Source organism: Rhodanobacter sp. FW102-FHT14D06 (assembly GCF_043950705.1).
GTDB lineage: Bacteria > Pseudomonadota > Gammaproteobacteria > Xanthomonadales > Rhodanobacteraceae > Rhodanobacter.
Window position 1 is genome coordinate 1,561,193 of sequence record NZ_CP170722.1, and the last position, 24,106, is coordinate 1,585,298.

24 protein-coding genes are annotated in these 24,106 nt (G+C 66.9%); 7 read left to right on the forward strand and 17 right to left on the reverse strand.

Translation table 11 applies throughout. From position 1 onward, the window contains the following. Nucleotides 1-47: 47 nt before the first annotated feature. Nucleotides 48-791, forward strand: a complete 744-nt coding sequence (locus ACFCQI_RS07165; protein WP_395120756.1) for a pyridoxine 5'-phosphate synthase — start codon at nucleotides 48-50, stop codon at nucleotides 789-791. Between the two features lie 145 nt (nucleotides 792-936). On the opposite strand, the gene ACFCQI_RS07170 is transcribed toward ACFCQI_RS07165, so the two are convergent. The 9 genes from ACFCQI_RS07170 to dnaA form a co-directional block, all read right to left on the reverse strand. Then, nucleotides 937-1,350 carry an ExbD/TolR family protein gene (locus tag ACFCQI_RS07170; RefSeq protein ID WP_395120757.1) on the reverse strand — a complete coding sequence of 138 codons (414 nt, stop codon included), beginning with the start codon at nucleotides 1,348-1,350 and terminating at the stop codon, nucleotides 937-939. A 6-nt stretch (nucleotides 1,351-1,356) separates the two neighbouring features. After that, nucleotides 1,357-1,779 carry an ExbD/TolR family protein gene (locus ACFCQI_RS07175; RefSeq protein WP_395120758.1) on the reverse strand — a complete coding sequence of 141 codons (423 nt, stop codon included), beginning with the start codon at nucleotides 1,777-1,779 and terminating at the stop codon, nucleotides 1,357-1,359. A gap of 11 nt (nucleotides 1,780-1,790) precedes the next feature. Further along, complete coding sequence (locus ACFCQI_RS07180; protein WP_395120759.1) at nucleotides 1,791-2,537, reverse strand: MotA/TolQ/ExbB proton channel family protein; 747 nt, start codon at nucleotides 2,535-2,537, stop codon at nucleotides 1,791-1,793. A gap of 81 nt (nucleotides 2,538-2,618) precedes the next feature. Beyond that, nucleotides 2,619-3,272 (reverse strand): energy transducer TonB, encoded by a 654-nt coding sequence (locus ACFCQI_RS07185; RefSeq protein WP_395120760.1) that lies wholly within the window; start codon nucleotides 3,270-3,272, stop codon nucleotides 2,619-2,621. Between the two features lie 211 nt (nucleotides 3,273-3,483). Beyond that, a complete protein-coding gene (locus ACFCQI_RS07190) occupies nucleotides 3,484-4,779 on the reverse strand; it encodes a tetratricopeptide repeat protein (protein WP_395120761.1) in 1,296 nt (431 codons plus the stop codon). A 238-nt stretch (nucleotides 4,780-5,017) separates the two neighbouring features. Next, complete coding sequence (gyrB, locus tag ACFCQI_RS07195; RefSeq protein WP_395120762.1) at nucleotides 5,018-7,465, reverse strand: DNA topoisomerase (ATP-hydrolyzing) subunit B; 2,448 nt, start codon at nucleotides 7,463-7,465, stop codon at nucleotides 5,018-5,020. Between the two features lie 97 nt (nucleotides 7,466-7,562). After that, nucleotides 7,563-8,645 carry a DNA replication/repair protein RecF gene (gene recF / locus ACFCQI_RS07200; protein WP_395120763.1) on the reverse strand — a complete coding sequence of 361 codons (1,083 nt, stop codon included), beginning with the start codon at nucleotides 8,643-8,645 and terminating at the stop codon, nucleotides 7,563-7,565. A 96-nt stretch (nucleotides 8,646-8,741) separates the two neighbouring features. Further along, nucleotides 8,742-9,842, reverse strand: coding sequence for a DNA polymerase III subunit beta (dnaN, locus tag ACFCQI_RS07205; RefSeq protein ID WP_395120764.1), 1,101 nt, complete (start codon nucleotides 9,840-9,842; stop codon nucleotides 8,742-8,744). A gap of 268 nt (nucleotides 9,843-10,110) precedes the next feature. After that, complete coding sequence (dnaA, locus tag ACFCQI_RS07210; protein WP_395120765.1) at nucleotides 10,111-11,445, reverse strand: chromosomal replication initiator protein DnaA; 1,335 nt, start codon at nucleotides 11,443-11,445, stop codon at nucleotides 10,111-10,113. Between the two features lie 188 nt (nucleotides 11,446-11,633). On the opposite strand from dnaA, the gene rpmH reads away from it, so the two are divergent. From rpmH to mnmE, 4 genes are all read left to right on the forward strand, one after another. Continuing rightward, complete coding sequence (gene rpmH, locus ACFCQI_RS07215; protein WP_007809828.1) at nucleotides 11,634-11,768, forward strand: 50S ribosomal protein L34; 135 nt, start codon at nucleotides 11,634-11,636, stop codon at nucleotides 11,766-11,768. A 14-nt stretch (nucleotides 11,769-11,782) separates the two neighbouring features. Then, nucleotides 11,783-12,187, forward strand: a complete 405-nt coding sequence (gene rnpA / locus ACFCQI_RS07220; protein WP_395120766.1) for a ribonuclease P protein component — start codon at nucleotides 11,783-11,785, stop codon at nucleotides 12,185-12,187. A gap of 62 nt (nucleotides 12,188-12,249) precedes the next feature. Continuing rightward, on the forward strand, nucleotides 12,250-13,992 hold the full coding sequence (yidC, locus tag ACFCQI_RS07225; RefSeq protein WP_395120767.1) for a membrane protein insertase YidC: 1,743 nt from the start codon (nucleotides 12,250-12,252) through the stop codon (nucleotides 13,990-13,992). Nucleotides 13,993-14,120: 128 nt separating this feature from the next. Further along, nucleotides 14,121-15,467: a tRNA uridine-5-carboxymethylaminomethyl(34) synthesis GTPase MnmE gene (gene mnmE, locus ACFCQI_RS07230; RefSeq protein ID WP_395120768.1), complete on the forward strand. Its 1,347-nt coding sequence runs from the start codon at nucleotides 14,121-14,123 to the stop codon at nucleotides 15,465-15,467. Between the two features lie 13 nt (nucleotides 15,468-15,480). Here mnmE and rbsK read toward each other — a convergent pair whose 3' ends face one another. Next, a complete protein-coding gene (rbsK, locus tag ACFCQI_RS07235) occupies nucleotides 15,481-16,365 on the reverse strand; it encodes a ribokinase (protein WP_395120769.1) in 885 nt (294 codons plus the stop codon). A gap of 415 nt (nucleotides 16,366-16,780) precedes the next feature. Here rbsK and ACFCQI_RS07240 point away from each other — a divergent pair, with 415 nt between their 5' ends. Continuing rightward, a complete protein-coding gene (locus ACFCQI_RS07240) occupies nucleotides 16,781-17,761 on the forward strand; it encodes an IS110 family transposase (protein ID WP_395118692.1) in 981 nt (326 codons plus the stop codon). A 34-nt stretch (nucleotides 17,762-17,795) separates the two neighbouring features. Here ACFCQI_RS07240 and ACFCQI_RS07245 read toward each other — a convergent pair whose 3' ends face one another. The 7 genes from ACFCQI_RS07245 to ACFCQI_RS07275 all read right to left on the reverse strand — a co-directional run bounded on the left by ACFCQI_RS07245 (nucleotide 17,796) and on the right by ACFCQI_RS07275 (nucleotide 23,303). Beyond that, entirely contained in the window at nucleotides 17,796-18,428 is a 633-nt protein-coding gene (locus tag ACFCQI_RS07245) for a hypothetical protein (protein WP_395120770.1), read from the reverse strand. Between the two features lie 28 nt (nucleotides 18,429-18,456). Next, a complete protein-coding gene (gene hslU / locus ACFCQI_RS07250; RefSeq protein ID WP_395120771.1) occupies nucleotides 18,457-19,800 on the reverse strand; it encodes an ATP-dependent protease ATPase subunit HslU in 1,344 nt (447 codons plus the stop codon). 70 nt (nucleotides 19,801-19,870) lie between these two features. Beyond that, nucleotides 19,871-20,425 carry an ATP-dependent protease subunit HslV gene (gene hslV, locus ACFCQI_RS07255; RefSeq protein WP_395120772.1) on the reverse strand — a complete coding sequence of 185 codons (555 nt, stop codon included), beginning with the start codon at nucleotides 20,423-20,425 and terminating at the stop codon, nucleotides 19,871-19,873. Between the two features lie 150 nt (nucleotides 20,426-20,575). Further along, nucleotides 20,576-21,481 (reverse strand): tyrosine recombinase XerC, encoded by a 906-nt coding sequence (locus tag ACFCQI_RS07260; protein WP_395121302.1) that lies wholly within the window; start codon nucleotides 21,479-21,481, stop codon nucleotides 20,576-20,578. 7 nt (nucleotides 21,482-21,488) lie between these two features. Next, nucleotides 21,489-22,181 carry a DUF484 family protein gene (locus ACFCQI_RS07265; RefSeq protein WP_395120773.1) on the reverse strand — a complete coding sequence of 231 codons (693 nt, stop codon included), beginning with the start codon at nucleotides 22,179-22,181 and terminating at the stop codon, nucleotides 21,489-21,491. Nucleotides 22,182-22,249: 68 nt separating this feature from the next. Further along, the gene (dapF, locus tag ACFCQI_RS07270; RefSeq protein WP_395120774.1) at nucleotides 22,250-23,119 is read right to left on the reverse strand and encodes a diaminopimelate epimerase; all 870 of its coding nucleotides are present in this window, start codon (nucleotides 23,117-23,119) and stop codon (nucleotides 22,250-22,252) included. 1 nt (nucleotide 23,120) lies between these two features. Next, nucleotides 23,121-23,303 carry a lipoprotein gene (locus ACFCQI_RS07275; protein ID WP_395120775.1) on the reverse strand — a complete coding sequence of 61 codons (183 nt, stop codon included), beginning with the start codon at nucleotides 23,301-23,303 and terminating at the stop codon, nucleotides 23,121-23,123. A 101-nt stretch (nucleotides 23,304-23,404) separates the two neighbouring features. Between ACFCQI_RS07275 and ACFCQI_RS07280 the strand changes: the two genes are divergently transcribed. Further along, a complete protein-coding gene (locus tag ACFCQI_RS07280) occupies nucleotides 23,405-24,094 on the forward strand; it encodes a hypothetical protein (RefSeq protein ID WP_395120776.1) in 690 nt (229 codons plus the stop codon). Nucleotides 24,095-24,106: the final 12 nt, after the last annotated feature.

Here is a 24,106-nt window from a genome sequence, read left to right on the forward strand (position 1 = left end):
TGCCGGGCCAGCCAGCCGATTCTTCCCGCCCCGGAGTGGTTTCCGCGATGACCCTGCTCAGCGTCAACCTCAACAAGATCGCCGTCCTGCGCAACTCGCGCGGCGGCCGCAGCCCCGACATCTGCCATGCCGCGCAGACCTGCATCGAGGCCGGTTGCGGCGGCATCACCGTGCATCCGCGCCCGGACCAGCGCCATGTGCGGCCCGATGACGTCCGTGCGCTGGCCGCGATGCTGCGCGGGCGGGTCGAGTACAACATCGAGGGCAACCCGTTCGCGGGTCCGCGCGGCGATTACCCCGGCCTGATCGAACTCGCGCGCCTGGTCCGCCCGACCCAGGTAACCCTGGTGCCGGACAGCGACGGCCAGATCACCTCGGACCATGGCTTCAACCTGCGCCAGGAAACCACCCGCCTGAGGCCGCTGGTCGATGAGCTGAATGCATTGGGCTGCCGGGTCAGCCTGTTCGTCGACGCGGGCAGCGGCGATTTCGAGCTGGCCGCGGCCATCGGCGTACAGCGCATCGAGATCTACACCGGCCCGTATGCGGAGGCCTTCGCCGAAGGCGACCCCGCGGCGGCGCTGGCGGCATGTGCCGACACCGCCCGCCGCGCCCAGCAGGCCGGCCTGGCGGTCAACGCCGGACATGATCTCAGCCAGGCCAACCTCGGCACCTTCAAGGCCGCGATCCCCGGCCTCGCCGAGGTCTCGATCGGCCACGCCCTGATCGGCGAGGCCCTGTACGAAGGGCTGGCCACCACCGTGCGCCACTACCTGCAGATCCTGCGCTGAGCCGTGGCGGACGTGCCCGGCAAGCGCTTCACGCGAGCGACCCGTCGCTCAAGCGGGCACCTCCCGGGGTACGGCGCGGTGCCGAGCTCTGAAAACAAAAGCCCCGCCGAAGCGGGGCTCTTGCCTGGATCGTTTTGCGCCGAGCTCAGCGTGCTTCGTTGAAGCCGATCTTCACCAGGTTGTAGCTCTTGGCGTCGGCCAGCACCCGCGCCACATACTCGTAGGCCACGTGGTCATCGGCGGCGATCTGGATCTCCGGCTGGTTCGGCAGCGACTGCTGGCCGATCACCGCCAGCTGCGCCTTCAGGCCCAGCTCGTCGACCGGCGTGCCATTCCAGTAGAACGCACCACTCTGATCGATCTTCAGATTGATCGGGCTGGGCGGATTGGAGGGCGGGATCACATCCTTGTTCGGCTGCGGCAGATCGACCTCGATCTTGTGCGCCAGGATCGGTGCCGTGATCATGAAAATGATCAGCAGCACGAGCAACACGTCGACCAACGGCGTGACGTTGATCTCCGCCATCGCACCGCCGCTGCTTTTGGTTGAAATCGCCATCTCGAATTATCCCTTCGGTGCGTCGGTGGTCATGAAGGCGACATGCACCATGCCCGAACCCTTCGCATCGCTGATGATCTTCTTCACCACCATGAACTGCACTTCGCGATCGGCACGGATCTGCAGCTGGGGCTGCGGCGTGAGCTGCGCTTCCACCAGCAGCTTGGCGCGCAGTTCCGCATCGGTCACCGGCTGATCGTTGAGGTACAGACTGCCATCGACCTTGATCGCCAGGTCGATCGGCGGCGTCTTCGGATCAGGCGTCTTGGCATTCGGGTTGGCGATGGGCAAATCGATCGTGACCGAGTGCGACATCAGGGGAGCCGTGATCATGAAGATGATCAGCAGCACCAACATCACGTCGACCAGCGGCGTGACGTTGATCTCCGACATCGGGCCCGTGGAATCACCACCTAGGCTTACGGCCATGGGTCAATCCCTCACTTCGTGCTTTCGATGCGCGAACCGGTTGCAAAGAAGTCATGCAGGTCGTTCGCGAACTCGTCGAAGCGGGCGTAGACCACGCGGTTCGAGCGGTTGAAGAAGTTGTACGCGAACAGCGCCGGGATGGCCGCGAACAGACCGAAGGCGGTCATGATCAGCGCCTCACCCACCGGACCGGCCACCGCGTTCATCGAGGCGTTGCCGGTGGCGGCGATGCCGATCAGGGCGTGGTAGATGCCCCACACGGTACCGAGCAGACCGACGAACGGCGCGGCCGAGCCCACCGTGGCGAGCAGGGTCATGCCGCCTTCCAGACGCATGCTCTCGCGAGCCACGGCCTGGCGCAGGGCGCGGTCGATGAACTCCGAGCGGCTCAGCGATTCCGCCAGGCGACCGGCGGTGCCGGTAGTGCTCTGCTGGTGGTGCGCCATTGCCGAAGCGGCTTCCAGCGCGATCTTGGAGAACGGCTCGCTCTTGGGCTGCGCTTCCAGCTCACGGATGGCGTCCTGGGTCGAGCCATTGCCCCAGAAACCGTCGATGACCTTGTCCGCCCGTGCCTTCACGGTGGCATTGCGAATGCCGTTGGCGATGATGAAGTACCAGGACAGGAACGACATCGCGACCAGGGTCACGAAGACCACCCAGCCGAGCCAGTCGAAGTTCTGCATCAGGTTCTCGAAGCCCATCTGTTTCATGGCTTCGGCGTTGGTATTGCCGGTTGCAGCAGGAGTCTGAAGGAACATAACGCTACCCTAGAAAAGTCAAGCGTGAACTGTGACCGTAATCGACTGTCGCCCGATTACGGCGGGTTGAAGTGGTTATCTCTAGCCACTGAGATTGAAGTTGATGGGGACACGAGCATAGCCCTCCACTTTCTTGCCGGCCTTCACCTCTGGATTGAACTTCCAGTGGCGCATGACCCAGTCCTTGGCCGCTCGATCCAGCTCGCGATAGCCGCTGGATTTCTCCACCTCGACGGACTTTGGCGATCCGTCCAGGCCAACCAGGATCAACAGGACCACCGTGCCCTCATGGCGCTGACGGGCGGCCATCGGCGGATACGGCGGACTCGGACGGGTGCCGTAGCTCAGGTCCGAACCGGCCGCGATATCCGGTGGCGGCGCCGGCGGCGCGGGAGGTGCCGGTGGCGGCGCCTGCACGGCATTGGCGGAAACCTCGGTCACCGGCGGCGGCGGCGTCGGCGGCGGCGGGGTCGGCGGCGGATTGACCTGCTGGATGATCTTCGGCGGCGGCTGCTTCGGCGGCTCCGGCGGCGGCGGCGGTGGCGGCGGCGGCGGCGGTGGCGGCTCGATGAAGCTGACCTGGACGATCTTTTCCTTTTCCTTGTGGTTTTGATTGGGCGGCGCCATCGGCGCCACGATCAGCAGGAAGGCAAATGCGTGCAGCCCGATGGCCACGGCCAATGCCCAGGTCCGCTTCCAACTAAAACGCCCGGTTTCTTCGTTACTAGAGGCCATCTGTCACTATCTGGAAGCTGATCAATCGGGGGATCGCATCGCCGCAGTGACCTGTCGGGAGCCGTCTGGTTGGACCTGACGGAACCCGCCACGGGTTTGCTGAAGCAATGCGCAGTGAAAGGTTTTCAACGTTACAACACGCCATGGCTTTTGTATAGCGCTGGCGGGGCGTGAAATGGACGTCCACGCTCGCCAGCGCTGCGCCGGATGGCTACTTGCCTGCAGCTCCCAGTTTCTTGAGCAATTCGTTGGCCCGGTCGGCGCTTTCCGGTTGCTGCGCGGCCTTCTTCAATGCGGCGACGCGCGCAGCCTTGTTGTTCAGCCCCCGCTCGCACTCGGCCAGCACCAGGTAGGCGTTGCCCATGTGCTTCACGCCCTTGCTGATGGCCTGGTTGACCATCGTCTTGGCCTTGGCGTAATGGTTGTTGGTCAGTTCGATGTTGGCGATCTGCAGCGCGGGCTCGCCGTCGGTGGCCAGCGGCAGCGCCTTCTGCAACGCCTGCGTGGCCGCCGGGATGTCGCCGGCCACGTAGTCGGCCTTGCCCAGCAGCACGTAGTTCTCCGCGCTGGGCTGCATGATCTGCTTGCTCATGCCTTCCTTGATGACGGCGACCGCCTTGTCCGCCATCGGCTTGGGCTCTTCGCTGGACAGCGCCTGGTTGTAGTACAGCGAAGCCAGCAGCACGTAGTCCGCTTCGTTGCCGAGCAGGCCCTTGGCACGGGCATCTTCCATGACCTTGATCGCCTCGGGGTATTTCCCCGCCTGCTGGAGCGCCTGGATGGCGGCCTCGACGACCTTCGGGTCATCCGGATGCGCGGCGAGGTTGTCCTGCGCCATCTGCACCAGCTGGTCGTTCTGCCCGCTGGCGGCATAGCTTGCCATCAGGATCTGGTCCCACTGCGGTTCGGGCTTGTCGGTCAGCGATTTGGCCTTCTTTACGGCCGCGATGGCTTCCGGGTACTTCTCCAGACGATACAGGTCGTTGCTTTCGACGGCATACGATTCGGCAGTTTCCTTCTTGCCCTCGGCACGCCACTTCTTGAGGGTGTCCAGCGAGGCCTGGTACTGGCCGTCGGCTTGCTGCGCGACAGCCATCATGTACTGCATGGCGAAGTAGTCGTCGTTTGGCAGCATGCCGTTGTCCAGGGCGCGTTGCAGCAGGCCGATCGCGGCCTTGAAGTCCTGCGCGTTGTACTTGAGCACGGCCAGCCCGCGCAGCGCCATGGCCTGGGCGTACTTGCTCTTGCTGTCGTCGAGCAGCTTCTGCAGGGTCGCCTCGGCCGTGGCGGCATCGCCCTTGTTGAGGGCATCGAAACCTTCCTGCAGCTGCTTCTGGTCCTGCGTCTTGGTGAGGTCGAGCTTCGGCGCGGTGCGCGTACTGTCGGGGTACTCGCTCGTCTGCTTGGACTTGTCGTCGTGCTGCTTCCGGGCCCATGCCGGGCTGGCGAGCAGACCAAGCAGCAAGGCCGCGGTGGCCAGCAGAGTGAAGCTTCGAAGCTGTTTCATGGGGTTCCTCATCGCAAGGCCGGTACGTGTCGACGCAAACAGGCGGGTCTTGCAGCGTAACCCTATCCGGGCCCGGATAACAAGTTGCGCTGCGGCATAAAAGATCTTTTCAGATCAACAGGTTAGGCACAAACTAAAGTGTCGCCGAAGGCCGCGCGCCCCAGGCTTGCTCAGCGGCGGTCGGCGATCACCGGCTGCCGGCGCCTGCCACGTCACGGCCGGCGCCGGTGGTGCCTCGTCAGATATCCAGGTTGGCAACCTTGAGCGCGTTGGCCTCGATGAAATCACGCCGCGGCTCGACCGCCTCGCCCATCAGCATGGAGAACATCTGGTCGGCGACAATCGCATCCTCGATGCCGACCTGCAGCATGCGGCGGGTTTCCGGGTTGACCGTGGTATCCCACAGCTGCTCCGGGTTCATTTCGCCCAGGCCCTTGAAGCGCTGGATGCTGCGCCCCTTCTTGGCCTCCTCCAGCAACCAGTTGCGGGCGTCGACGAAGCGGAGGATGCCGCGCGAAGCATTGCCCCGGCGCACCACTGCATCGGGCTGGACCAGGCCGGCGATCTGCTGGCTGATCGCCAGGATCGGACGGAACTCGGCGCTGCCGAAGAACGGCTGCGGCAGGAACCAGGTGTGGCTGAGCCCATGCTGCTCGCGGATCACCTCGATGGCCGCCGGCTGCGCCGCGCCGGCGGCGTCGGCGTGCGCCGGTCGCAGGCGCAACGTGTAATGCGGCTTGCCCAGCCCGCTCGCGCTGAGCTTGAGCGTCACGGCGTCCAGCCAACCCTGCATGGCCTCGGCATCGGCCCACAGCGCCGGCACCAGCGGCGGATGCTCCAGCATCGCGGTGAGCACCGCGGGGTCGAAGCGATGTGCCAGTCGGGCGATCTGGTCCAGCGCGCTCTGGTAGCCGCGCAGCAGCTTTTCCAGCGCCTCGCCGGTGATGGGCGGCGCCTCGGGGCTGTACTCCAGCGCGGCGTTGTCCACCGCGCTGGAGATCAGGTAGTCGTTCAGCGCAGTGTCGTCCTTGATGTACAGCTCCTGCTTGCCCTGCTTCACCTTGTACAGCGGCGGCAGGCCGATGTAGATGTGGCCGCGCTCGATCAGCTCGGGCATCTGGCGGTAGAAGAAGGTCAGCAGCAGGGTGCGGATGTGCGAGCCGTCGACGTCGGCATCGGTCATCAGGATGATGCGGTGATAGCGCAGCTTGTCGGGGTTGTACTCGTCCTTGCCGATGCCGGTGCCGAGCGCGGTGATCAGGGTGCCTACCTCGGCCGAGGCCAGCATGCGGTCGAAGCGCGCCTTCTCGACGTTGAGGATCTTGCCCTTGAGCGGCAGCACCGCCTGGGTCCTGCGATTGCGGCCCTGCTTGGCCGAACCGCCGGCGGAGTCACCCTCGACCAGGAACAGTTCGCACAGCGCCGGATCCTTCTCCTGGCAGTCGGCCAGCTTGCCGGGCAGGCCGGCGATGTCCAGCGCGCCCTTGCGCCGGGTCATCTCGCGCGCCTTGCGGGCGGCTTCGCGGGCACGGGCGGCGTCGACCACCTTGGAGGCGATCGCCTTGGCTTCGTTCGGGTGCTCCAGCAGGAATTCGCCGAGCTTCTCGTTGACGACCTGCTCCACCACCGTCTTGACCTCGGAGGAGACCAGCTTGTCCTTGGTCTGCGAGGAGAACTTCGGGTCGGGCACCTTGACCGACAGTACCGCGATCATGCCCTCGCGCATGTCGTCGCCGGACAGGGCGACCTTGGCGTTCTTGGCCAGGCCTTCCTTCTCGATGTAGTTCTGCAGCGAGCGGGTCAGCGCGGCGCGGAAGCCGGTGAGGTGGGTGCCGCCGTCGCGCTGCGGGATGTTGTTGGTGAAGCAGAACATCGTCTCGTTGTACGAGTCGGTCCACTGCATCGCCACCTCCACCACGATGCCGTCCTGCTCTGCGGTCAGGCTGATCACGTTCGGGTGCAGCGGGGTCTTCATCTGGGACAGGTGCTGCACGAAGGAGCGGATGCCGCCCTCGTACGCAAACGTGTCCGAGCGCCCTTCCCCGCGCTCGTCTTTCAGCTCGATGGTGACGCCGGAGTTGAGGAAGGCCAGCTCGCGCAGGCGCTTGGCGAGGATCTCGTAGTGGAAGTCGATGTTGCTGGTGAAGGTGGCCGGGCTGGGCAGAAAACGAACGGCAGTGCCGCGCTTGTCCGACGGGCCGACCTCCTTCAGCGGGAACAGCGGCTCGCCGAGCGAGTATTCCTGCAGGTATTCATGGCCGTCGCGGTGGATGGTCAGCCACAGGTGGTCGCTGAGCGCGTTCACCACGGAAACGCCCACGCCGTGCAGGCCGCCGGAGACCTTGTAGGAGTTGGCGTCGAACTTGCCGCCGGCATGCAGCACCGTCATCACCACCTCGGCGGTGGAGCGGTGCTCCTCCGGGTGCATGTCGACCGGGATGCCACGACCGTTGTCGGCGACGCTGACCGAACCATCCTCGTGGATCATGACCACGACCCTGTCGCAGTAGCCGGCCAGGGCTTCGTCGATCGAGTTGTCGACGACCTCGAACACCATGTGGTGCAGGCCGGTGCCGTCATCGGTATCGCCGATGTACATGCCGGGGCGCTTGCGCACCGCCTCGAGGCCCTTGAGTACCTTGATGTTGCTCGAATCGTAGTGGGATTCGTTGAGGGGTTCGTTCATGCGGAGGTCGTTTCCTGGCGCCAGCGACCCGGCCCGACGCGGCGCCGTGATCGGCCGGGCAAGGGTTATGCAACCCGCGAAAGGTGCAACCCTTCGATTATAGCAGGCGCGCTATCTGGCCTTGTTCCACGTGGAACACGCGTGAGGAGGTCGCCTGCAACGCCGGCGGCAATTCGGTGCCGGTCAGCAGCACCTGGGCGTGGACGTCTTGCAGTTCGGCCACCACAGCCGCCTGGTGCGACTGGTCCAGCTCGGAGGCAAGGTCGTCCAGGCACACCACCGGCCAGTCGCCATGTTCCTGTGCATACAGGGTAGCTTGCGCCAATACGCAGGCCAGCGCAGCGAGCTTCTCCTGGCCGCGCGACAGGTGCTCGCGCAGCGGGGCCCGTTCGAAAGAAAGCGTCCAATCGGCGCGGTGTGGACCCAGGCTGGTGTGCCCCCGCGCCTGATCCCGGCCGCGCTGCGTCGCCAGTTGATCGGCAAGCGGCAGCTCGTCCGACCAGCCACGGCGGTAGCGCAGTTCCATCGCACCCAACTCCGGCAGCAAGGCCGCCATGCTGACTTCGAGGCAAGGTCGCAAGCGGTCCAGGTAAGCGCGGCGCTGCAAGTCGATGCGTTCTGCGGCCTGCGAAAGCTCCCGTTCCCACGGTTCGCACAGGTCATCCGACGGCGTCACTCCCGCGCGCAGCAAGCTGTTGCGCTGCTTCAGCGCGCGCTGGCAGCGCCGCCACAGCGCCAGGAAATCCTGTTCCACGTGGAACACGCCCCAATCGAGATAGCGCCGACGCTCCTCGGCCGGGCCGGCGATCAGCGCGTGTGAGCCAGGCTCGAAGCAGACCACCGCGCAGGCTTGCACCAGCTCGCCGATCGACGCGGCCTCGCCGTTGATACGCGCCTCCCAGCGCGTGCCCGAACGCCCCAGCCCCAAGCGTTCGACATCAGACTCATCGCGCTGGCGCACCTCGGCAAATAAGGCCAGTTGCGCCATGCCCCGCTGCACCAGCGCCTCGCGCGCGCCGGAACGAAACGAGCGTGCGTGCGAAAGCAGAAAAGCGGCCTCCAGCACGCTGGTCTTGCCGGCACCGTTGTCGCCGATGAACACGTTGATTGCCGGGTCCAGCGCCAGGCTGACATCGGTCAGGCAGCGCAAGCCGCAGATACGCAACTGTTCCAGCCTCATGCGGACCGACACCCCAGACGACAACGCCGGGGCTCCCTGCGGAGACCCCGGCGCTGCTGGTGACGACGCCTGATCGCAACGACCACGAGAGCCGCGTCAGAGCCGCAGCGGCATGATCACATGGCGCGCCTGCTCGTTGTCGTGCTCCTGCACCAGGCAACTGGACTGCGCATCGCGCAGGCTCAAGCGCGCCTTGTCGCCGCGCAGGGCCGCGAGGGCATCGAGCAGGTAACCCACGTTGAAGCCCACCGCCAGGTCGGAGACATGGGTGTCGGCCTCGACCTCCTCCACGGCTTCTTCCTGTTCCGGGTTGTGCGCCACGATGCGCAGCTTGCCTGGCGACAGTTCGAGCCGCACGCCGCGGTATTTCTCGTTCGACAGGATCGCTGCGCGCTGCAGCGCCCCCCGCAGAACTTCGCGGTCCAGCGTGGCGGTCTTGTCCGCACCCAGCGGAATCACCGCCTCGTAATCCGGGAAGCGACCGTCGATCAGCTTCGACGTGAAGGTGACATTGCCTCGGCGCACGCGCAGATGGTTGCGGCCGAACTCCAGCTCCACCTCGCCGTCACCGCCTTCCAGCAGGCCGATCAGCTCGTTGACGCCCTTGCGCGGGATGATGATCTGGCGGCGGGTGCTCACCGAGCTCTGCAGCTCCGTCTGCTTCATCGCCAGGCGATGGCCGTCGGTGGCCACGCAGCGCAGGCTGTGTTCCTGCAGGTCCAGCAGCATGCCGTTGAGGTAGTAGCGCACGTCCTGGTTGGCCATGGCGAACGCCGTGCGCTCCATCAGGTCGCGCAGCACCTCCTCCGGCAGGTTGACCTTCTCGACCACCTCGATCTGGTCCACCGTGGGAAATTCGCTGGCCGGCAGCGTGGTCAGCGTGAACCGGCTGCGTCCGGCGTGCAGTGCCACGCGGTCACCGTTCAACTTCAGCTCGATATGGGCGCCGTCGGGCAATGCGCGCACGATGTCGAACAGCTTTCGGGCCGGGATGGTGATCTCGCCGTCGGCGAGCTTCTCCGCCTCGGTGACCGCGATCATCTCGACTTCCAGGTCGGTACCGGTAAGCGAGACCTGACCGTCTGCCACCTTGAACAGCAAGTTGGCCAGTACCGGCAGCGTCTGGCGCCGTTCGACCACACCCACTACCTGTTGCAGCGGCTTGAGCAGAGCTTCACGTTGGATGCTGAATTGCATGGTGGGCTTCCCTTTACCTGCTGTTCTTTCTTTTGAAAAGAAGTGTAGTGGCTGTTGTTGTACTTGTGGAGAACCGGTTTTTGTCGGTTTTTGTCAGCAAAATCAACTTGTTACGGTCTATTTGCGGTGTGCAGTGGGGGCCGGCCAGGCAGTGCATGACTTGTGGATAACCTGGCAGGTCCATTCATCCACCCATTATCCACAGCTTGGCCCCAACTTGCCCCGCATTCTCGCGCATTCCCGGCGCGCAGGCCCGCCCGCGCGCGCGTCAACCGGTGAGCGTGCGGATCAACTGTTCCCAGTCCTGGCGCATGCGCACGTCGGTTTCGAGGAACTTGCGGATCGTCTTGCAGGCGTGCATCACCGTGGTGTGGTCGCGCCCGCCGAACGCCTCGCCGATCTCGGGCAGGCTGTGCTCGGTCAGTTCCTTGGACAAGGTCATCGCGATCTGCCGCGGCCGCGCCAGCGAGCGCACGCGCCGCTTGGAGAGCAGGTCCTGCAGGCGCACGTTGAAGTATTCGGCGGTGATCTTCTGGATGTTGGCGATGGTGACCGCCTGGGCGTGCGTGGCCAGCAGGTCGCGCAGGGTCTCCTCGGCAAAATCGGTGGTGATGGGCCGCCCGTAGAAGTTGGCACGCGCCGCCAGCGTGTTGAGCGCGCCTTCCAGGTCGCGCACGTTGGAGCGGATGCGCTTGGCCAGCAGCATCGCCACGCTCTCGTCCATGGCCACGCTCTTGTCGTGTGCCTTGGACAGCAAAATTGCCGCGCGCGTCTCGAAATCCGGCGGTTCGATCGCCACGCTCAGGCCCCAGCCCAGGCGCGACTTCAGGCGCGGCTCCAGCTTGTCCACTTCCTTGGGATAACGGTCGCAGGTGAGGATGATCTGCTGCTTGGACTCGAACAACGCGTTGAAGGTGTGGAAGAATTCCTCCTGCGTGGTGTCCTTGCCCGCGAAGAACTGGATGTCGTCGATCAGCAGCGCGTCGACCGAACGGAAGCGGCGCTTGAACTCGTCCATGCTCTTGGCGCGCAAGGCCTCGATCATCGAGCCGACGAACTGCTCCGAGTTCAGGCACATCACCTTGCAACCCGGGTTGCGCTCCAGCATCAGGTTGCCGGCGGCGTGCATCAGGTGGGTCTTGCCCAAGCCGGTGCCGCCATACAGCAGCAGCGGGTTGTACGCGCGCCCCGGGTTGGTGGCCACCTGCATCGCGGCGGCCTTGCCGAGCTGGTTGGACTTGCCCTCGACGAAGGTTTCGAAGGTGTAATGCGGGTCGAGATTGTGGTGGAAAGCCTGCGTCGCCGCCGCAGGGGCGGGCCGGGTGGGCGTGGCTGCCGCCGATTTGGCCGGCTCCGCCCGACGTACACTGGAACCCACCTCCAGCCGCACCGGCATGGCGCGGCCAGCCAGCTGCCCCAGTACCTGCTCGATTTGCGCCAGGTAGCGCTGGCGCACCGTGTCCAGCGTGTAGGAATTGGGGGCGAACAGCTGCAAGCCGTCGGCATCGTCACGCGCCTGCAGCGGCATCAGCCAGGTGTGCAGGTCTTCGGCGCTCAGATCGCCTTCCAGACGCTCAAGGCAGCGCCGCCACAGATCACTCATGAATTCGATCAACCACGACTTGGGGCGCTTGCGCGCAGGGTGATGGGCTAGTCTAGCAGCAGCCCCCGCGGTGCCGGACCGGCACCGTCGCCGCGTCGCGCAAGGCGCGAGCTGGCGCGATTTGACAGCCGCGGCCCCAACCGGACATACTCTCCAACCTTTTACTCACATTCCCTTCGGAGCAACCCATGAAGCGGACCTTCCAGCCCAGCAAGCTCAAGCGCGCCCGTACCCACGGTTTTCGCGCACGCATGGCCACCGCCGACGGCCGCAAGGTGATCAACGCCCGTCGCGCCAAGGGCCGCAAGCGCCTGATCCCGTAATCGGGCGCGGCGTGATGTCCAGCGCCGGTCTGCCGCGCGAGGCGCGGCTGCGTCGGCCCGGTGAATTCGCCGCCTTGCGAAACAGCAGCGGACGCGCAGGCGGCCGCTGTTTTCATTTGCGCTATCGCGACAACGAGCTGGGCGGCGCGCGGCTGGGCCTGGCCATTTCCAAGCGGGTGTCCAAGCGCGCAGTGGAGCGCAACCGGATCAAGCGTCTGGTGCGCGAGTCGTTCCGGCGCGTGCGCCACCGCCTTCCCGCGATCGACCTGATGGTGATGGCGCGCGAACAGGCCGCCGGCGTGCCCGGGCCGGAGTTGCTGGGCGAGCTGGAAGCCCTGTGGCAAAAGCTGCCGGCCCGCGCGGCTGACCCGGCCGAACCATTGAAGCGAATCGACGGTCCCCCCACAATCGAGCGCTGACCTTTTTCCAAGCTTCCGCGGCGAGACCCTCGAGTCGTGGCGTTACCCGGATCTGCTACGCGATGAATCAAACGCGCAACTTCCTCCTGTTTGCCCTGCTGGCCGTGGCCTATTTGCTGTTCATGGCCTGGGAAAACGACCACGCACCCAAGCCGGCGCCGACCCCTGCAGCCACCGCCAGCCAGGCCGTCCCGACGTCGGCGGACGGCAGCGTTCCCGCCGCGATGGCGGTCGCGTCGAGCGCCGCGCCTTCGAGCACGGCGGCAACCGTCGCTACCCATGAGCCATCGGCACCCGCGAGCGCGCAGCTGATCACGGTCGACACCGACGTCCTGCACCTCACGATCGACACCCGCGGCGGCAGCCTGGTGCACGCCGAACTGCTGGCCTACCCGCAGCAGGCGCCGACCCACAAGAACCCCACCCCGCCGCCCGTCGTGCTGCTGGACAACAGCCCCACGCATTACTTCGTGGCGCAGAACGGCCTGGTCAGCAGCAGCGACACCGCGCCGGCCGACCAGCCCAACCACCTGGCGCTGTTCCACAGCGAGAAGACCAGCTACACCCTGGCGCCGGGCCAGGACGAACTCCAGGTCGCGCTGACCTGGCGCGACGCCGCCGGCCTGGCGGTCACCAAGACCTACACCTTCAAACGCGGCAGCTACGTGGTGGACCTGAGCCAGCGCATCGACAACGGCGGCAACACGCCGTGGCAGGGCAACGCTTACCAGCAACTGCAGCGGATCGCGCCGCCCAAACCGTCCAGCTGGTTCAGCCATTACACCGATCCCGAGCAGCGCAGCTTCATCGGTGCGGCCTGGTACACCGGCGAGAAGTTCGAGAAGCTCGGCTTCAAGGATTTCGGCGAGAAGAAAGACGCGCTCGACAGCGAGATCAAGGGCGGCTGGGCGGCGATGCTGCGCCTGTACTTCGTCACCGCGTGGATTCCGCCGGCCAGCCAGACCAACCACTACGTCACCCAGACCATCGATCCGGACAGCGCCCACCCGCGCTACCTGATCCGCACGATGAGCCCGACGCTGAACGTGGCCGCCGGGCAGAGCCTGACCACCGAAGCGCGGTTGTACGTGGGCCCGAACCGGCAGGGCACGCTCGATGCGATCGCTCCCGGGCTCGACCTCACCATCGACTACGGCATGTTCAAGGCCATCGCCGTGCCGATGCACTGGATCCTGTCGCAGTTCCACGCGATCACCAGGAACTGGGGTGTGGCGATCATCCTGCTGGTGCTGCTGATCAAGGGCCTGACCTGGAAGCTCACCGCGATGCAGTACCGCTCCAGCGCGCGCATGCGCAAGCTGACGCCGCGGCTGCAGGCGCTGAAGGAGCGTTACGGCGACGACCGCCAGAAGATGCAGCAAGCCACCATGGAGCTGTACAAGAAGGAGAAGGTCAACCCGATGGGCGGCTGCCTGCCGGTGCTGATCACGCTGCCGGTGTTCTACGGCCTGTTCTTCGTGCTCGAGTACAGCCTGGAGCTGCGCCACGCGCCGTTCCTGTGGATTCCCGACCTCAGCGCGCCCGATCCGTGGTACATCCTGCCGATCATCTACGCCATCGTGATGCTCGGCACGCAGTGGCTGAACCCCGTCGCCGCGGGCATGGACCCGACCCAGGCGAAGATGATGAAGGTGATGCCGTTGCTGTTCACCGTGATGTTCGCCTTCTTCCCCGCCGGCCTGTGCCTGTACTACGCGGTCAACGGCCTGGTCGGGCTGGGCCAGCAGTGGTGGGTGACCCACCACATCGATCGCGAAGGCGAGGTCAGGGCCAAGGCGGCGTAGCTCTTCGCCGAACGGGCAACCGACAGCCGCGACCGGGCGACCGTCGCGGCTGTTTCGTTTCTGGCGTCGCGGCGGAGTCGAAGGACATCGCATCCATCCCGACTCGCACCGCCCTGTAAAGTCCACCCATGACCACCGAGACCACCGACACCATCGCCGCCATCGCCAGCGCCCCCGGCGCGGCCGGCGTCGGCGTGTTGCGCGTCTCCGGTCCCGCCGCGCCAGTCATCGCGCAAACCCTGCTCGGCCGCGCACCGCAACCTCGCCATGCCCACTTCGCCGCGTTTCGCGATGGCGCCGGCGAACTGATCGACCGCGGCTTGCTGCTCTACTTTCCCGCCCCCGCCTCCTACACCGGCGAACATGTGCTGGAGCTGCAGGGCCACGGCAGCGCCGTGCTGCTGGACGCATTGCTGCGCCGCTGCTGCGAACTTGGCGCGCGACTGGCGCGCCCAGGCGAGTTCACCGAACGCGCATTCCTCAACGGCAAGCTCGACCTGGCCCAGGCCGAAGCCGTCGCCGACCTGATCGCTGCCCGCTCGCAGGCCGGTGCGCGGGCCGCGCTGCAATCGATGGAAGGCGTGTTCTCGCGCAAGGTCGGCGCGCTGCTGCAAGCGCTGATCGCGCTGCGCGTGCACATCGAGGCGGCGATTGATTTCCCCGAAGAGGAAATCGACTTCCTCGCCGACCCCGTCATCACCGCGCAACTCGCCAAGCTGCGCCGCGAACTGGCCGACCTGCTGCGTGAAGCGCAACGCGGCGTGCGCCTCAACGACGGACTCAAGGTGGTCATCATCGGCCGCCCCAACGCCGGCAAATCCAGCCTGCTCAACGCGCTGGCCGGCAGCGACCGTGCCATCGTCACCCCGATCGCCGGCACCACCCGCGACGTGCTGCGCGAAAGCCTGAGCCTCGACGGCATCGTGCTGGAACTGGCCGACACCGCCGGCCTGCGCGATACGGAAGACGAAGTCGAACGCGAAGGCGTGCGCCGCGCCCACGGCGAACTGCAACGCGCCGACGTTGCCCTGCTGGTCACCGACGCCGCGCACGCCGGCGCCGACCTCGCCTTCTTCGCCGCGTTGCCGTCCCAGGTAGAGCGCATCGTGCTGGTCAACAAGATCGACCGCGACGGCCTCGCCGCGCATGACGAATGGCGCGAAAGCGTCTACTGGCTATGGGCCTCTGCCAGAACCGGCGACGGCCTCGATCTCCTGCGCGACCACCTCAAGCACGTCGCCGGCGCCGGCAGCGGCGAAGGCGCCTTCAGCGCCAGACGCCGCCACGTGCTCGCCCTCCAGTCCGTGCGCGACCATCTCGATCGCACCGCCGCCATCCTTGCCACCACCCGCGCCGGCGAACTCGCTGCCGAGGAATTGCGCCAAGCCCAGCACGCGCTGGGCGAAATCACCGGCCACTACAGCAGCGACGACCTGCTCGGCGCGATCTTCAGTTCGTTCTGCATCGGCAAATAGCCCGTCGGCGCCGCTACGCGAGGAACCTGTCCAGCTCGCGCCCGGTGGGCATGCCGCCCTGCGCGCCCAGCTTCGTCACCGACAGCGCGGCGGCCGCGCAGGCCTTGCGTACCGCTGCGGCCAGGCCTTCTTTCAGGAACACCGCCAGCGTCGCGTTGAAGGTGTCTCCGGCGCCGGTGCTGTCGACCACGTCGACCCTGAAGCCGGGCTGGTGCAGCGGTTCGCCCTGTTCGCGATACCAGGCGCCTTCGCCGCCGCGGGTGAGCACGACCGGGCATGGGGCGCGTTGCATCAGCGCCTTGAAGTCTTCGGTGGGATCGGCGCCGAGCAAGATCGCCAGCTCGTGCTGGTTCGGGGTGACGTAGCGGGCGAGTTTGAGCCAGTCGATGGGCAGTTTTTGCGCGGGGGCAGGATTGAGGATCACCGGCACCCCGAGGCGGTGGCCCAGGCGCACGGTGGCTTCGACGGTTTCCAGCGGGATTTCCATCTGCACCAGCACGGCGTCGGCTCGTTCGAGCAGCGAACGCGCGGCTTCGACGTGGGCGGGCGTGACGCGAGTGTTGGCAGCGGGCACCACGATGATCTGGTTCTCGCCGCCGGCGACGGTGATCGAGGCGGTGCCGCTGGCGCTGTCGTCGAGGCGCGCGACGTGGGTCAGGTCGACGTGTTCGGCGGCGAGGCCGGCGTGCAGCTGGTCGCCGAAGGCGTCGCGGCCGAGCGCGCCGACCAGGGCTACCTCGGCGCCCAGCCGCGCGGCAGCAACCGCCTGGTTGGCGCCCTTGCCGCCGGGCACGGTGAGGAAGCGTTCGCCGAGGATGGTCTCGCCGGGGCCGACGAAGCGCGGCGCCTGGGTGACCAGATCCATGTTGATGCTGCCGACGACGACGATGCGGCTCATGCGTGCTCCACGGCGGACGGGCTTTCAGGATGAATCTGAAAGCTTACCCGTTGGCGCGACGAGTTGGGTGCGACCGCAACCCCGCAGGAGCCCGCTCGCGGGCGATGCTCTTAATGCTTTTGCGATTCCCGATTCCCGGCCAAAAAGGCATCGCCCGCAAGCGGGCTCCTTATGTGTCGATTCTGGTTCGCGACTGGACGAGAATCGCCGACTGATCATCGGTGGGAACGGGGTGACGCCGTCGGGCTCCCTTGGCTTTGCGCCAGCGCCGTAGATTCGCGCCCCCGTTCCGTTTTATCTGCCGCAAGCTGCAACGGTATCTTAGGCCCGCCCCGGCGTGAGCCTGCACGCGTAAGGATCGGCTTGGCGGATCTTCGATGATCGGATGTCCGAACGTTCATGAGGATTGACTGCAATGACCGAACCGATGGTGGGTATCGACGTGGCCAAAGCCACCTTTGACGTGGCCATGCCGCTGGAATCGAAGGGCAAGTACCGCACCAAGGGCAAGTTACCCAACACGCCCGCGGGCCTTGACATGCTGGGCGACTGGATGGATCACCACGCGCCGGGAGCGGCGGTGTGCATGGAGGCGACGGGCGTGTACCACGAGGCACTGGCCACCTTCCTGGTGGAGCGCGGCGTGACCGTTTACGTGGCCAATCCGGCCCAGGTCGCCGCCTATGCCAAGAGCGAGTTGTCGCGCACCAAGACCGATCGCACGGACGCCAAGCTGATTTCCCGTTTTGCGATGGCGCAGCTGCAGGTAGGCACCTCCTTGCGTCCGTGGACACCACCGACGCCCGCCCAGCGCAAGTTGCGCGCCCTGATCCACCGGCTGAACGACCTGGAGGGCATGCGCCAGATGGAACGCAACCGGCTGGATGTCAGTGATCGTGCGGTGCACGGCTCCATCACCGACGTGATGGAGACGCTGGACGCCCAGATCGCGGAGCTGAAGAAGGAAATCAACAACCACATCGACTCGGACCCGGGCCTGCGCCGGGATACCGATCTGCTGTCCTCCATTCCCGGGATTGGCGAACTCACCGCGGCCTTTGTGCTGGGATGCGCTGGTGACCTGCGCCGGTTCGACGACCCGCGCAAGCTCGATGCCTTTGCCGGCATGAATCCCGCCATCCGCGAGTCGGGCAAATGGGCGGGGCAAAGTCGCCTGTCCAAGCTGGGTCATGCACTGCTACGCGCCAAGCTCTACATGCCGGCGATGACGGCCATCCGCCACAACGTGGCCGTGCGTGCCTTGTTCGATCGGCTGGTAGCCCGCGGCAAGCCGCGCAAGCTTGCCTTGGGCGCAGCCATGCGCAAGCTGCTCCACATCGCCTGGGGCGTCATCCGTTCCGGCAAATTTTTTGATCCCAAAACCGCACTTGCCTGACGAGAGGCAAGACGGTATCTACGGGAGGAGGGGTTCAGGGCGAGGGCGCGCGACCGAGGCCGCTGGCGTCGCCGGGCAGCAGGGCCGGGGCGGGGCCGGCCACAGCCAGCAGGGATTGGGCGTAGCTGTCTTCCATGCTGATGGTGGAGACCTCGTCCCAGCTGAAGAACGAGACCTCGCGCATCCACTCCGCGTCCGGGCTGAGTTCCTGCATGTAGAAGCCGTCGTCCTCGACGCTGACCAGCCGGCCGATGTAGCAGACCTCGGACTCGTCCTCGCTGTCCACGTGCACGCCGATCACCGGTGCCTGGGCGCCGGCGGCCTGGACCACCTCGCGGATGCTGTCCAGCGGGAAGCCGCGCGGCATCCGCGGCAGGATGTGCTTGAGCGCCAGCGCCTTCTCGAAGAAGGCATGGTGCTTGTCGGGTGCTTCGAGCTCGGAGATGTCGCGGTGCCGCATCACGTACATGCCGTCGTAGGTGATGCCGTCGCCGACCACCCAGAGCAGGAAGAACTCCCGCCCCACCCCGCCCACGTAACCGCAGAAGCTGCCGTGTTCGAGGTCTTCACGCCACAACCGGATCAGCGTCTGTTTCTGTTGCGCCTCGCGCAACTGGGCGCGCTGGCCGGTGTTTTTCAGTTCGATAACGTTGTTCACGATGTCCATTTTAGCAGATCGGGGTGATCTGCCGGCTTTACAGGATGTAGCGGCTGAGATCCTCGTCACGAACCAGGTTGGCGAGGGAGTTGTCTACATGTTGGGCGTCGATCTGGTATTTTTCGCCGGATTTATCCGCAGCTTCGAAGGAGATTTTTTCCAGCAGACGCTCCATCACGGTGTGCAGCCGGCGGGCGCCGATGTTCTCGGTGCGCTCGTTCACCTGGAACGCCACCTCGGCCAGGCGGTCGATGCCGGAGTCGGCGAACTCGATGGTGACGCCCTCGGTGCCGAGCAGGGCCACGTACTGCTTGGTCAGCGCGTTGTTCGGCTCGCGCAGGATCCGCTTGAAGTCGTCCACGCTGAGCGCGGAGAGCTCGACCCGGATCGGCAGTCGGCCCTGCAGCTCGGGGATCAGGTCCGAGGGCTTGGCCAGCGAGAACGCGCCGGAGGCGATGAACAGCATGTGGTCGGTCTTGATCGGGCCGTACTTGGTCGAGACGGTGGAGCCTTCCACCAGCGGCAGCAGGTCGCGCTGGACGCCCTCGCGGCTGACCCCGGCGTGGCCGTGGTCGCTGCGCTGGGCCACCTTGTCGATCTCGTCGATGAAGACGATGCCGTTCTGCTCGGCGTTCTCCATCGCCTGGGCGCGGATCTCCTCGTCGTTGAGCAGCTTGCCGGCCTCCTCGTCGATCAGCAGCGGGCGGGCCGCCTTGATCGCGAGCTTGCGGGTCTGGGTCTTGGCGCCGCCCAGGTTCTGGAACATCTGGCGCAGTTGCGCGCCCATCTCCTCCATGCCCGGTGGCGACATGATCTCCACGCCCACGTTCATGGCGAAATCCAGCTCGATCTCGCGCTCGTCCAGCGCGCCCTCGCGCAGCTGCTTGCGCAGCTTCTGGCGGGTGTCGCTGTCGATGGCGGGAGCGGCCGGTGCGTCGTGGCTCCAGTCGGTCGGCGAGGACTGCCGGCGCGGCAGCAGCGCATCGAGGATGCGATCCTCGGCGCGGTCTTCGGCCTGTGAACGCACGCGTTTGATCGCCTGCTCGCGGGTCAGCTTGTAGGCGCCGTCGGCCAGGTCGCGGATGATCGACTCGACGTCCTTGCCGACGTAGCCCACCTCGGTGAACTTGGTCGCCTCGACCTTCACGAACGGCGCGTTCGCCAGCGTCGCCAGCCGCCGCGCGATCTCGGTCTTGCCCACGCCGGTGGGCCCGATCATCAGGATGTTTTTCGGGGTGATCTCGTTGCGCATCTCCACCGGCAACTGCATGCGTCGCCAGCGGCTGCGCAGCGCCACCGCCACCGCACGCTTGGCGTCGTGCTGGCCGATGATGTAGCGGTCGAGTTCGTTGACGATTTCGCGGGGGGTGAGTTCGGACATGGGCTTCGCCGGGAACAGGGGAGGGGGAACAGGGAATCGGAAAAGCGTGGGCTACCAGGAAATGCTCTGACTATTCCCCATTCCCTGTTCCCAGCTCCTCGATGGACACGTTGTGGTTCGTGTAGATGCAGATGTCGCCGGCGATCTTCAGCGCCTTCTCGACGATGGTGCGGGCGTCCAGGTCGGTGTTTTCCAGCAGGGCCATCGCGGCGGACTGGGCGAACGGGCCGCCAGAGCCGATCGCGATCAGCCCGTGCTCGGGTTCCACCACGTCGCCGTTGCCGGAGATCAGCAGCGAGGTTTCCTTGTCGGCTACCGCCAGCATCGCCTCCAGTCGGCCGAAGCGGCGGTCGGTGCGCCATTCCTTGGCCATTTCCACCGCGGCGCGGGTGAGGTTGTTGTTGTGCTTCTCGAGCTTCTGCTCGAACAGTTCGAACAGGGTGAAGGCGTCGGCAGTGGCGCCGGCGAAACCGGCCACCACCTCGCCCGTCTTGCCGAGCCGGCGCACCTTGCGCGCGTTGCCCTTCATCACCGTGTTGCCCAGCGTGACCTGGCCGTCGCTGCCGATCACGACGCGGCCGTCGCGGCGCACGCAGACGATGGTGGTGGCGTGAAACGATTCCATGGGTGCTCCGCAAGAGGATGTCTGAGCGGATGAGATGGGGCCGTGGGCGGCGGGCTTCAATGCGCGGGCCAGGAGTGAGTGAAGAGGAGTGAGAAGTGAGAGAAAGCCGGGCTCGTGGTCTGCTCTCTCTCATTCCTCACTCCTCTCCACTCACTCCTCGCTTTTCGCCCCTCGCTTCACCCGTGCTCGCGGATGCGCGGCGTCGTAGACCTTGGCCAGGTGCTGGAAATCGAGGTGGGTGTAGATCTGGGTAGTGGCGATGTCGGCGTGGCCGAGCAGCTCCTGCACCGCACGCAGGTCGCCGGAGGATTCCAGCATGTGGCTGGCGAAGGTGTGCCTGAGCAGATGCGGATGGATGTGTTTCGGGATGCCCTGCTGCAGCGCGAGGGTGTTCATGCGCAGCTGGATCGTGCGTGGATGGATCGGCGCGCCGCCGCGGCCGCTGAATACCGGGCCGTCCGGCGGCATGCCCTGCTCGGCGCCGAGCGCACGAAGCGCGGCCACGGCGTGGCGGCCGACCGGCACGATGCGCGTCTTGCTGCCCTTGCCCAGCACGCGCACCTCGCCGTCGTCGAGCTTGAGGTCGAGCCAGCGCAGGCCGCACAGCTCGGACAGGCGCAGGCCGCTGGAGTAGAACAGCTCCAGCATCGCGCGGTCGCGCACGGCGAGCTTGCCGCCGCTGTCGGTCTCCACCAGCGCGGTGGCCTCGTCCACGTCGAGCACCTGCGGCAGCTTGCGGCGCACCTTGGGGCCGCGCACGCCGAGCAGCGGATCGTGGCTCAGCGTGCCCTCGCGACCGAGCTGGCGGAACAGGCTGCGGCAGGAAGAGAGCAGGCGCTGCAGGCTCTTCGGCGCCAGCCCCGCGCGATGTTCGCCGGCGATGAACGCGCGCATGCGCGCGCCGTCGAGTGCTTCGAAGGTGCCTACCTGACCTGCCGCCATGAAGCGCAGCAGCTTGTCCAGGTCGCGCCGATAGCCGGCGACGGTGTGCGGCGAGGCGTGGCGTTCGCCGGCGAGGCGGGCCAGCCAGGCATCGACTTGGCCGGCCGGGGTCACTACCGGCTCAGGAGACATCCCGCGAGCGCGCCAGCGCGGCGGTGATGGTGGCGGAGATCATCCTCAGGAACAGCGTGCCCATGCCCGGCTGGAAGCGGTTCGGGTCGGCGCTGCCGATGGCCAGCATGCCGGCGTCGCCCAGCGGGATCAACGCCACCGACTGCAGTCCGGTCGCGTGCTCGCCGAACAGCCGCGCCAGCTTGTCGGCCGACAGGCGGCCGGAGCTGGGCTCGCCCTTGTGCAGGAAATCGGCGAACTCGGGCAGCGCCGCCGCGCCGCCGGCGATCTGCTGCAGCCAGTCGGCGCGCGGCAGCTTGGGTTCGGCCCCGAACAGCAGCAGGCTCACGCGCTCGGTGTGGAAATCCGCGCTGAGCCGTGCGATCACCGTGCGTGCAGTGACCTCCATCGTGCTGGCGCGCAGCAGCGCCACGGTCAGGCCGTGCACGCGCTCCATCAGCTTCTCGTTCTCGGCGGCGATCTCGACCAGTTCGGCCAGCCGCCGCTCCAGCTCGGCGTTCTTGTCGCGCAAGCTCTGCATCTGGTAGACCGCCAGCGAGGCCACCGCGCCGCCGCTCTCGCGCGGCGGCATGGTCAGCTTGGCGGCGAGCTCGGGGTACTCGCTGAGGAATTCCGGGTGCCGCTTCAGGTAGGCGGCGACCACGCGGGCCTGGGTGGCGTCGTCGAGCAGGGTAGCGGTCATGCGCGGAGATCCTGGAGCGGGGCGGGCGGGGCTTGCCTGCCGCAGTGTGCGATGGACGCGCGCGGGCTTCAACCGGCCGGCGGCGGTTCGACGCGGGGAAGCGCCCATTCGCCCTCGAAAACGAAGGCCGCCGGGCCGGTCATCCAGAGCGCATGGCCGGCGCCGGCCCAGTCGATGCGCAGGCTGCCGCCGGGCAGCGCCACCGCGACGCGCTCATCCACTTCGCCACGCCGGCGCAGCACCGCCATCGCGGCGCAGGCCCCGGTGCCGCAGGCGCGGGTCCAGCCGGCGCCGCGCTCGTGCACGCGCAGGCGCAGGTGGCTGCGGTCCAGCCGCTGCACGAAGCCGGCGTTGGCGCCTTCGGCGAAGCGCGGATGCCGGGTCAGCAGCGGGCCGAGCCGTTCCAGCGCGGGATCGGCCAGGTCATCGACGGTCACTACCGCATGCGGATTGCCCATCGAGACGGCGCCGATGTCCAGCGTATCGCCGCCGACCTCGATCGGGTAATGCGCGGCCGTCGCCGCGGCCGCGAACGGAATCCGCGCCGGTTCGAAGATCGGCTCGCCCATGTCCACGGTGACCTCGTCCGGTGCGAGCACGCGCACCGTCACCGGTCCGGACGGACTCTCGATGCGCACCGCCTGGTCCAGCGCCAGCGCGCCGGCACGATGCAACCACGCCGCCACGCAGCGCACGCCGTTGCCGCACTGGCCTGACGGCGAGCCGTCGGTGTTCCAGATGCCGTAGTAGAACGCGCACGACGGATCGCGCGCCGGCTCCACGCTGAGCAGCTGGTCGAAGCCCACGCCGGTGTGGCGATCACCCAGCGCGCGGATCTGCACCGCGTCGAGCGCGAACGCCTGCCGCCGGCAGTCCAGCACGACGAAGTCGTTGCCGCTGCCGTGCATCTTGGAAAAGCGCAGTGGCGCCGGCGCCATCTCAGTGCTCGCCGGAAGCATCCGCGGCCACGCTGGCCGGCATCGCCGGTGCCGGTGCGCTGGTGGCCGGTGTCGGCGGCGGCGCGGTTCGTGCCGGCGGCAGCACCAGCGGTCCCTTGTTGCCGCAGCCGGCAAGCAGGGCGACGACGAGGGCGAGCGGCAGCAACAACAGGGATCGGCGCATGGCGGGGTTCCTCAGCAAGTGGCCAGTATAGCGAGGCACCCGCGGTGCGCCGGCTATCATGGGGCGGCGGCGCGTGCCGCGCGACGACGAGGGTGGATGCGATGGACTGGAGCGCCTTGCTGCGCATGCCGATGACGGTGCTGCTGGTGCTGGCCGCGGTGTTCGCGCTGGTCACCCTCGCGCAGCTGGTGATGCTGCGCCGGCACCTGCAGGCGCGTCGTCGCGCAGCGGCCAGCTGGCGGGCGCTGCTGTGCGTGGCGGCGTTTGCGCTCACCCTGTTGCTGGCCGGCACCGGCGCTGCGCTGCGTGGCTACCACCTGCTGGGCGAGGAGGCGTCGGTGGTCGAGATCGACGCGCGCATCCTGTCGCCGCAGCGCTGGGCGCTCAACCTGACCTGGCCCGACGGCAGCACGCGCGAGGTCGAACTGGCCGGCGATGCCTGGCGCGTCGAGGCGGTCGTGCTGAAGTGGAAGCTGCCCGCGCTGCTGGCCGGCGTGCCACCGCTGTACCGGCTCGATCGGCTCTCTGGCCGCTACGACGATCCCGCGCAGGAAATGACCGCGCCGCGCACGGTGATCAGTTTCGAGCCGGCCGGTGCGTTCGACCTGGTCAAGCTGGGCAAGACGCACCCTGCGTGGCTGCCGGAACTCGACACGGTCTACGGCAGCGGCGCGTTTCTGCCGCTGGTCGACGGCGGCCACTACACGGTGAACCTGATGCGCACCGGCGCGCTGGTGGCGCGGGCGGACGACGCCACCGAGCAGCGCATCCGCCACCCGCTGGGCGGCTGACGCGCGACGCGA